An 8,711-nucleotide genomic window follows, 5' to 3' on the forward strand; every position below is an offset into this window, starting at 1 on the left:
AGCTCCCGAATTCGGGAGCTAAATTTTTTACATTTTGAGGTGGATGTATGGGAGCAGCTGGGCAAAGCACTGCAAAAAAAGTAACAAAAAGACCTTATGTTCTCGCGGCAGTTATGCTCGCGATGTTCACGGGAGCAGTCGAAGGAACGATCGTGTCAACCGCAATGCCGGCAATTGTCGGAGAACTTGGCGGTTTTGCTTTATATAGCTGGGTTTTCTCATCTTACTTGCTAATGAATGCTGTGACGGTCCTCATTTATGGAAAACTTTCTGATCTATTTGGTCGGAAACCAATCCTTACTTTTGGAATTGTAGTGTTCCTGATCGGATCCATTCTGTCCGGGACGGCAGAAACGATGGAGATGTTAATTTTATACAGATTCATCCAGGGTTTTGGTGCAGGCGCTGTGATGCCGATTGCTACAACGATTGTCGGCGATATCTATTCCAAGGAGGAAAGAGCCAAGGTACAAGGGTATCTGTCTAGTGTGTGGGGAATATCAGCCGTAACTGGTCCGGCACTTGGAGGTCTCCTCGTGGAATATGCAAGCTGGAGATACGTGTTTTGGATCAATGTTCCGCTTGGTATTCTGGCAATCGCGGGTTTATGGTTATATCTTCATGAAAATATCGAGAAAAAGAAGCATAAGGTTGATTATCTGGGAGCTACGCTGCTGACCATCTCGATTAGTTCCTTGATGATTGTCCTTGTAGAAGCCGGGGGGAATTGGGCCTGGATGTCAGCGAAAACAATGAGTCTCATCGGCTTGAGCATTCTCGGATTGATTTTCTTTATTTTTCAAGAGAAGAGAGCAGAAGAACCGATAATGCCATTTACTATTTGGCGCGAACAGTCGATCTTTATTGCCAATATAACTTCCTTAACTACCGGCGTCATGCTAATCGGCGTTTCGAGTTTTTTGCCCGCATTCGTCCAAGGTGTTATGGAAAAGTCGCCGATCGTCGCCGGTTTCACCCTGACTGCGATGTCGATTGGCTGGCCTATTGCATCGGCAGCCAGTGGACGGCTGTTAGTAGGCATTGGGTACCGCAATACTTCCCTTTTTGGCGGCGCGTTGCTAATCATAGGCAGTATTCTATTTGTCACTCTGACACCGGAGGCAGGTCCTTTATGGGCTGCAGCAGGGTCGTTTTTCGTTGGAGCAGGGATGGGGCTGACTAGTACCGCGTTCATCGTATCGATTCAAAGTACGGTCGCCTGGCAGCAAAGAGGAATCGCTACCGCTGCCAATATGTTCATGCGAAATCTTGGCAATACGGTTGGTGCAGCCTTGCTTGGCGGTGTGCTGAACAGCAGCATTCTCAGCTATATGAAAAAGCATGGGGCAGAAGATCAAGGAATTTCGATCGATGCAGCAAATGTGCTGCTCAATGAGGGAGAACGCCAAAAACTATCGGCTAGTATGAAAACGCTCCTGCAGGATGGACTGACTAATGCCTTGCATTCTGTTTATATTGTCGTATTTCTATTTGCCATCATCAGCTTTCTGTTCATCTTGTTTCTGCCAAAAAAAGAAGCTTCAGCAGATTGACTCAGCTGTAGTTTATCCTTTTTTTAAGGAAATGTTACGATATAGAAAAAAACAGGCAAAGAGGGTAAGCAATGTCATCGATTTCTGAATTCCATTTGTTGTCCGTTCTTGCGCAGGAAATGAATATGAGAAAGGCTGCGGAGAGACTGTTTGTGTCACAGCCAGCTTTATCGCAGCGACTTCAATCGATTGAGAAAGATTGGAGCACAAAATTGTTCCTTCGCTCCCAGAAGGGGCTGACCTTGACACCGGCGGGAGAGATCGTCCTTCAATTTGTTAATGAGACCATCACCAGAGAAGAAAAAGCACGCGAGACCATCTTCGCATTAAACGCTGAAGTGTATGGAACCCTTAAAATAGCTGTCGCATCGATTGTTGGGCAAAATTGGCTGCCACAGGTGTTGAAGAAATATGTAAGCCGTTATCCACAGGCGAAAATCTCGCTGATGACTGGCTGGAGCAGTGAAATAGCAAAAGCGCTCTATGAGGATCATGTCCATATTGGCATTATCAGGGGTACACCAGATTGGAAGGGTGTCAAAATTCACCTATTCAAAGACAATCTCTACTTGGTTGATACAGAAATCTCGAGCCCGGAGCAAGCCTTGGATGCAGACAGGCCGTTTATCCAGTTTAAGAGTGATTCGAATTACTACCAGGAAATCCAGGATTGGTGGTTGCGAAAATTTCAGACAGCACCGAAAAGAACGATCATTGTGGACCAAATTGAAACCTGTAAACAAATGACGTTCAACGGAATTGGCTATGCTATTCTCCCGGCAATTACGCTAAATGGAGCCGAACAGGATATCTTTAAGGTACCACTTCATGACGAAAACAATGAACCTTTAGGAAGGGACACATGGCTTCTTGGCTATGAATCTGCCTTTCAGTTGAAGCAGGTCCAGGCCTTCATTGAGATTGTCAAGGAACATATTGACGAATCTAAGAGAAACAATAATTAGTTTTCCTTGTTTTAAAAACCTATGTTTGGTAAAGTAATTTTTAGAAAATGCTGTTTCCGTGCTGGTGTGGATACTAATTCACAAGGCGCTTGCGAAAAAAAGAACAATACATACATATATGGAGGTAAGGAAAAATGAAAATGATGGATGCGAATGAAATTATCTCGTTTATTCAAAATAGCAAAAAAGCAACTCCCGTAAAGGTATATTTGAAAGGGGACTTAGATCAGATCGATTTTGGCGAGAATGCCAAGACATTCATTTCAGGCAAAACAGGAGTTGTTTTTGGTGAGTGGGCAGAAATCAATCAGGCAATTGCGGCAAACCAAGCTAAAATAGAGGATTATGTCGTTGAAAACGACCGTAGAAATTCGGCGATTCCATTGTTGGATATGAAGAATATCAAGGCTCGAATTGAACCAGGGGCAATCATCAGAGACCAGGTTGAAATTGGCGACAATGCTGTTATCATGATGGGCGCATCAATTAATATCGGTGCTGTTGTCGGCGAAGGAACGATGATTGATATGAACGTGGTCCTAGGAGGACGTGCGACAGTCGGTAAGAACTGCCATATCGGTGCAGGCTCTGTGCTTGCAGGGGTCATTGAGCCACCTTCAGCAAAGCCGGTCGTGGTCGAGGACGATGTCGTCATTGGTGCAAATGCAGTTGTCCTTGAAGGGGTAACAGTAGGAAAGGGAGCCGTTGTGGCTGCAGGTGCTATTGTCATCGATGATGTGCCACCGTATACAGTGGTTGCGGGTACACCAGCCCGCGTTATTAAGGAAATCGATGAAAAAACGAAATCAAAAACAGAAATCAAGCAGGAGCTTCGCCAGCTTTAATAGCAAGATAGAAAGCGTGGATATTGGTCCGCGCTTTCTTTTATAAGAGGAGAGATCAATATGAATTGGGATCTATTTAAAAAAATGAGACGAGATTTGCACCAGATTCCGGAACTCGGTTTCAAGGAGTTCAAGACTCAGGCATATCTTCTTGAATACCTGAAAAGTCTTTCCTTAGACCGGCTAGAGATAAAAACTTGGAAAACCGGGATTTTTGTGAAGATCCAAGGGATGAATCCTAAAAAGACGATCGGTTACAGGGCAGACATCGACGGGCTGCCGATTACCGAAGCAACAGGCTTGGAATTCGAATCCCTCCATCCAGGTCAAATGCACGCGTGCGGACATGATTTCCATATGACAATCGCTCTTGGGTTGATCACCTACTTCGTGGAAAACCCGATTGAGGATCATTTGCTGTTTATTTTTCAGCCGGCGGAAGAAGGCCCGGGTGGTGCTGAACCAATGCTCAAGACAAATATCATGCAGGAATGGAAGCCCGATTTGATCATAGCCCTGCATATTGCTCCTGAATATCCAGTCGGAACTATTGCAACAAAGGAAGGGCTGTTGTTTGCCAATACTTCTGAATTGTTCATTGACCTGGAGGGGAAAGGCGGACATGCTGCATATCCACATCAAACGAATGATATGGTCGTTGCGGCATGTGCTCTTGTAACCCAGCTTCAGTCAATAGTCTCAAGAAACGTCGATCCGCTTGATAGTGCGGTCATCACCATCGGAAAAATCTCTGGAGGCACGGTCCAAAACATCATCGCGGAAACAGCAAGGCTAGAAGGCACAATCCGAACGCTGTCTGTGGAATCAATGGCAAGAGTGAAGGAAAGAATCGAGGCACTTGTCAAAGGCATGGAAGTTGGTTACCAATGCCAAACGACCATTGACTATGGAGCGATGTACCATCAAGTTTATAATCAAGAAGAAATAGCGCGTGACTTCCTTGCTTTTGCTGAAAAAAAAGAAGATGTGGAAGTGGTCATTTGCAAGGAAGCGATGACAGGAGAAGATTTTGGCTATATGCTGAAAGAAATTCCTGGGATCATGTTCTGGCTTGGCGTGAACTCTGAAAATGGACTGCATCACTCTAAACTTAGCCCAGATGAAGCAGCAATCAAGATTGCTATAAAGTTATTGACGGAATATATCGAATATAAAAGTTTATAACAAATAAGAATGGACTGACCGATAGAGCAATCTATCGGTCATTTGCATTGGTTCAGATAATTCTCATTTACAAAAAAATATAAAAAATTCAATAAAAAAGCTGGAAAAATAATTCGAAACTCGATATATTAATGTATACGCGCCTTTTCTTTTTTTGCTATACATTTCCAAAGGGGGAAAATGAATGGAGACATTCAAGAAACTAAAGGATTATTATTGGCCTTACAAAAATTACTTTATTTGGTCCATTTTATTTATGTTAATCGTGACGGCAATTACGGTAGTGTATCCGATGATTCTTCAGCTTACGATTGATGAAGCCGTTATTGGCGGCAGGTATGAGATGATTCCGATGCTGGCAGCTAGTTTTGTCGGATTCATGATTGTCAAAGGAATTTGTACGTATATTTATCAATATACAGGGGAGCTATTCGGAATCCATTCTGTATATAAACTTAGGAATTCTCTTTATGAAAAGCTTCAATATCTTTCTTTCCGATACTATGACAATGCGAAGACAGGGGACTTGATGTCACGGCTTACTGCTGATGTGGAAGGATTCCGCTTTTTTCTTAGCTTTGGATTCTCTGAATTGATTCATTTTGTTCTTTTAATTGCAATAAGTTTCTCCGTAATGGTCTATTACTCGGTCCCGTTGACATTGGTGACGCTTGCAACTCTGCCCTTTCTTGCAGTGGTTGTTTATAAGTTTGATAAGGCAGTCCACCCAGCCTTTAGGGGAATCCGAAAATCATTTGGGAAGTTGAATACGAAGGTCCAGGAAAATATCAGCGGAATTAATACGGTGAAATCCTTATCACGTGAAGATTATGAGATTGGCAGATTCAATGATTCAAACGGAAACTACAAGGATCAATATTTGTTCACATCTGAAATTTGGGCGAAGTATTTCCCACTCATGGAGTTTCTCGGCAATTTGAGTGTCGTCTTATTATTAGGGTACGGTGGATACCTCGTCATGAACGAATCGTTGTTGCCAGGCGAACTGGTCGCATTTTACAGTCTAGTTTGGTACATTATGTGGCCGATTATGAATCTTGGATTCGTCGTGAATCTTTTTTCGCAATCAAAGGCATCTGGTGAAAGATTATTGGAAATTCTCGAGGATGAAGATGAAGTGGAAGAGAAGAAGGAAGCTTTGCAGGTGGAAAAGCTGTCTGGAAAAGTAGAATTTGATCATGTCACGCTCCGATATGGGAATGATGAGAATGCCGCTTTAAACAATATTTCCTTCAAGGCCAGGCCAGGACAGACAATCGGCCTTATTGGTACGACTGGTTCTGGGAAAACAAGCATTACCCAGCTGATGACCAGATTCTATGAGCCTGTTTCTGGCAAGGTGCTGATTGATGGCCGGGATAGTAAAGATTATTCTGTTCGCTCACTCAGAAGCAATATCGGCATTGTTCTTCAGGAATCATTCCTGTTTTCTTCCTCGATCAAAGCCAATATTTCCTACGGAAACCCAGAAGCAACAATGGACGAAATCATTGCAGCCGCCAAAAGAGCCCAGGCGCATCGGTTCATCATGGAGCTTCCTGATCAATATGATACGATTCTAGGCGAAAGAGGCATGGGACTTTCCGGGGGCCAAAAGCAAAGAATTGCGATCGCGAGGGCTATCTGCATCGATCCGAGTATTTTAATCCTTGATGACGCCACAAGCGCGGTTGATATGGAAACAGAGTTCAAGATTCAGCAAGCTTTGCTCGAGGTCATGAAGGGACGAACAACTTTTATCATTGCCCACCGTATTTCTTCTCTCAAACATGCAGACGAGATTCTTGTACTCGAAAACGGATCGATTGCCGAGCGAGGAACACATGAGCAATTGATTCAGAATGGCGGAACGTATCAAAAGATTTATGAGATCCAGTTTAAAGATCGTCACAAGGTGGAACAGACTGGCTGAAATGTATGATCAGCTAACTCAAGGGGGAAGGTTTTTTGAGCACGAAAAACAATTTTCAAGTTCTAAAAAGATTTCATTATTCTACTGACCAGATAATCGATAAGCCTTTTAACTGGAAGCAGATGTTGAGGCTTTTCGGCTATATGGTACCTTATAAAAAGAAGCTTGTACCGATGTCTATTGCAATGGTATTGATCACCACTGCGGTTAGGCTGGTAATCCCGATCTTAATTGGGATTTACACCTTAGATAAGGCCGTGAAAAACAAGGATGCCGCAATGCTGTTTTGGCTGGTCATGATCATCGCAGGATTATATACTGCCGCTTATATAGCAAATATTTTCCGAATTCGCTGGATGAATGAATTGGGCCAAAATGTCATATATGATTTGCGGAAGCATTTGTTCACTCATGTACAGAATCTTTCCCATCGGTTTTTTGACCAACGTTCGGCTGGTTCCATACTGGTAAGAATCATGAATGACATCAACTCCCTTCAGGAACTGTTCACAAATGGTGTTATCAACCTGTTAATGGATGTGGTCCTCCTGATTGGGATCTTCTTTATTCTGTTCTCGCTAAGTCCACAGCTTACGATGGCGGTCATGATTATATTGCCAATCATGTTCTTTATATCAACTAAATTGCGAAAAAATATTAGACGTTCCTGGCAGGATGTTCGGATGAAGCAATCAAAGTTGAATTCTCATTTAAATGAAAGCATACAAGGGATAAGGGTTACACAAGCATTTACCCAGGAAAGGGAGAATATGGCTTTTTTTGATGGAGTAAATGATGAAACCTTCCAAAGCTGGAAGTCTGCTTCACAGAAAAACGCCATGTTTCGTCCAATGGTAGAATTGACCAATGCACTGGGGACCGCTGTCCTGATCTGGTATGGAGCAAGCCTGATTCAAAATGACACCGTTTCACTCGGGGTATTTGTCTCTTTTGCCTTTTACCTAGGCATGTTTTGGGAGCCAATTTCCAGATTAGGGCAGGTGTATAATCAACTGTTGATGGGGATGGCCTCGTCAGAAAGAATCTTTGAATTTCTTGATGAAAAGCCGATCGTCTCAGAAACAGATCATCCCATTGAAATGGATACCATTCACGGGGAAATAAAATTTGATAACGTTGTATTTTCGTATGATGAAAATCGGACTGCATTAAAAGGGATCAGTCTTGAAATGGAAGCTGGCCAGACGGTGGCATTGGTCGGCCATACGGGCTCTGGAAAGACGACGATAGCCAATCTGATCAGCCGGTTTTATGATCCGACATCAGGGACTGTATTAATCGATGGATATGATCTCAAAGACATCTCGATAGCCAGCTTAAGGAAACATATCAGCATTGTCCTGCAGGATACCTTTATTTTTTCAGGAACGATCTATGAAAATATCCTCTTTGGCAGACCAGATGCCTCTGAGAAAGAAGTCGTGGCTGCTGCTGAAGCAGTTGGGGCAGCGGATTTCATTGCCAAGCTGCCAAACGGCTATCAAACAGAGGTGGAAGAACGCGGGAATATTCTCTCAGTTGGCGAACGGCAGCTTTTATCCTTTGCCAGAGCATTGCTTGCAAATCCCCGTATTTTGATCTTGGATGAAGCGACGGCAAGCATCGATACAGAAACAGAGGTGAAAATCCAGAAAGCTCTCAAGACATTGCTGAAGGGCAGAACAGCGATCATTATTGCTCACCGCTTGTCCACGATCAGGGAATCAGACAATATATTCGTATTGGAAAACGGGGTGATCAAGGAACGGGGAAATCATCATCAACTAATGGAGTATCAAGGCGAATACCATGATCTTGTAAAAGCACAATTCAATATGCTGGATGTAGGATAGAAAGTTTTCGTTCCGTGATTTTTTGATACCATTAGGAAGTCCAGACTCCAGCATCTAGCCTCTCGAGCCGCATGTCTAGCTTCGGCTTCTAACTCTTCGAGACGCTTAGTGCCTGCCAATGAAGAAAAGAAGTATTAGGAAAAAACGGAAACAGTTTTAATTATTTAGATGATCCAAATACCAAAATTATATTAAAAAGGGAATTAACGGGGTATCTTACTGCTTGTAAGGTGCCCTTTGCTCGCATAAGGGTATCATTCCGCATGAGAGATGCCCTTATAGCAGCAAAGCGATGAGGCTCACCTGTCGCCCCGCGGAAAGCGAGTTTCTGGAGTGGAAATCGATTATCCACCAAAATCCAAAAAGGACCGGGCGGT

Annotated in this window: 6 protein-coding genes; all 6 read left to right on the forward strand. The window is 43.3% G+C overall.

Features of this window, described 5'->3' with window-relative positions; translation table 11 throughout:
• The first annotated feature begins 47 nt into the window (after positions 1 to 47).
• Positions 48 to 1,553: an MDR family MFS transporter gene (locus UB32_RS15195; RefSeq protein WP_044395155.1), complete on the forward strand. Its 1,506-nt coding sequence runs from the start codon at positions 48 to 50 to the stop codon at positions 1,551 to 1,553.
• 71 nt (positions 1,554 to 1,624) lie between these two features.
• A complete protein-coding gene (locus UB32_RS15200) occupies positions 1,625 to 2,518 on the forward strand; it encodes a LysR family transcriptional regulator (RefSeq protein WP_044395156.1) in 894 nt (297 codons plus the stop codon).
• Positions 2,519 to 2,652: 134 nt separating this feature from the next.
• A complete protein-coding gene (gene dapD / locus UB32_RS15205; protein ID WP_044395157.1) occupies positions 2,653 to 3,363 on the forward strand; it encodes a 2,3,4,5-tetrahydropyridine-2,6-dicarboxylate N-acetyltransferase in 711 nt (236 codons plus the stop codon).
• 60 nt (positions 3,364 to 3,423) lie between these two features.
• Entirely contained in the window at positions 3,424 to 4,548 is a 1,125-nt protein-coding gene (locus UB32_RS15210) for an N-acetyldiaminopimelate deacetylase (protein ID WP_044395158.1), read from the forward strand.
• A 184-nt stretch (positions 4,549 to 4,732) separates the two neighbouring features.
• Entirely contained in the window at positions 4,733 to 6,481 is a 1,749-nt protein-coding gene (locus tag UB32_RS15215) for an ABC transporter ATP-binding protein (protein ID WP_044395159.1), read from the forward strand.
• Positions 6,482 to 6,516: 35 nt separating this feature from the next.
• Positions 6,517 to 8,334 carry an ABC transporter ATP-binding protein gene (locus UB32_RS15220; protein ID WP_044395161.1) on the forward strand — a complete coding sequence of 606 codons (1,818 nt, stop codon included), beginning with the start codon at positions 6,517 to 6,519 and terminating at the stop codon, positions 8,332 to 8,334.
• The last annotated feature ends 377 nt before the right edge of the window (positions 8,335 to 8,711 follow it).

Origin of the sequence: Mesobacillus subterraneus (assembly GCF_000934845.1) — a bacterium.
Taxonomy (GTDB): Bacteria; Bacillota; Bacilli; order Bacillales; family Cytobacillaceae; genus Mesobacillus; species Mesobacillus stamsii.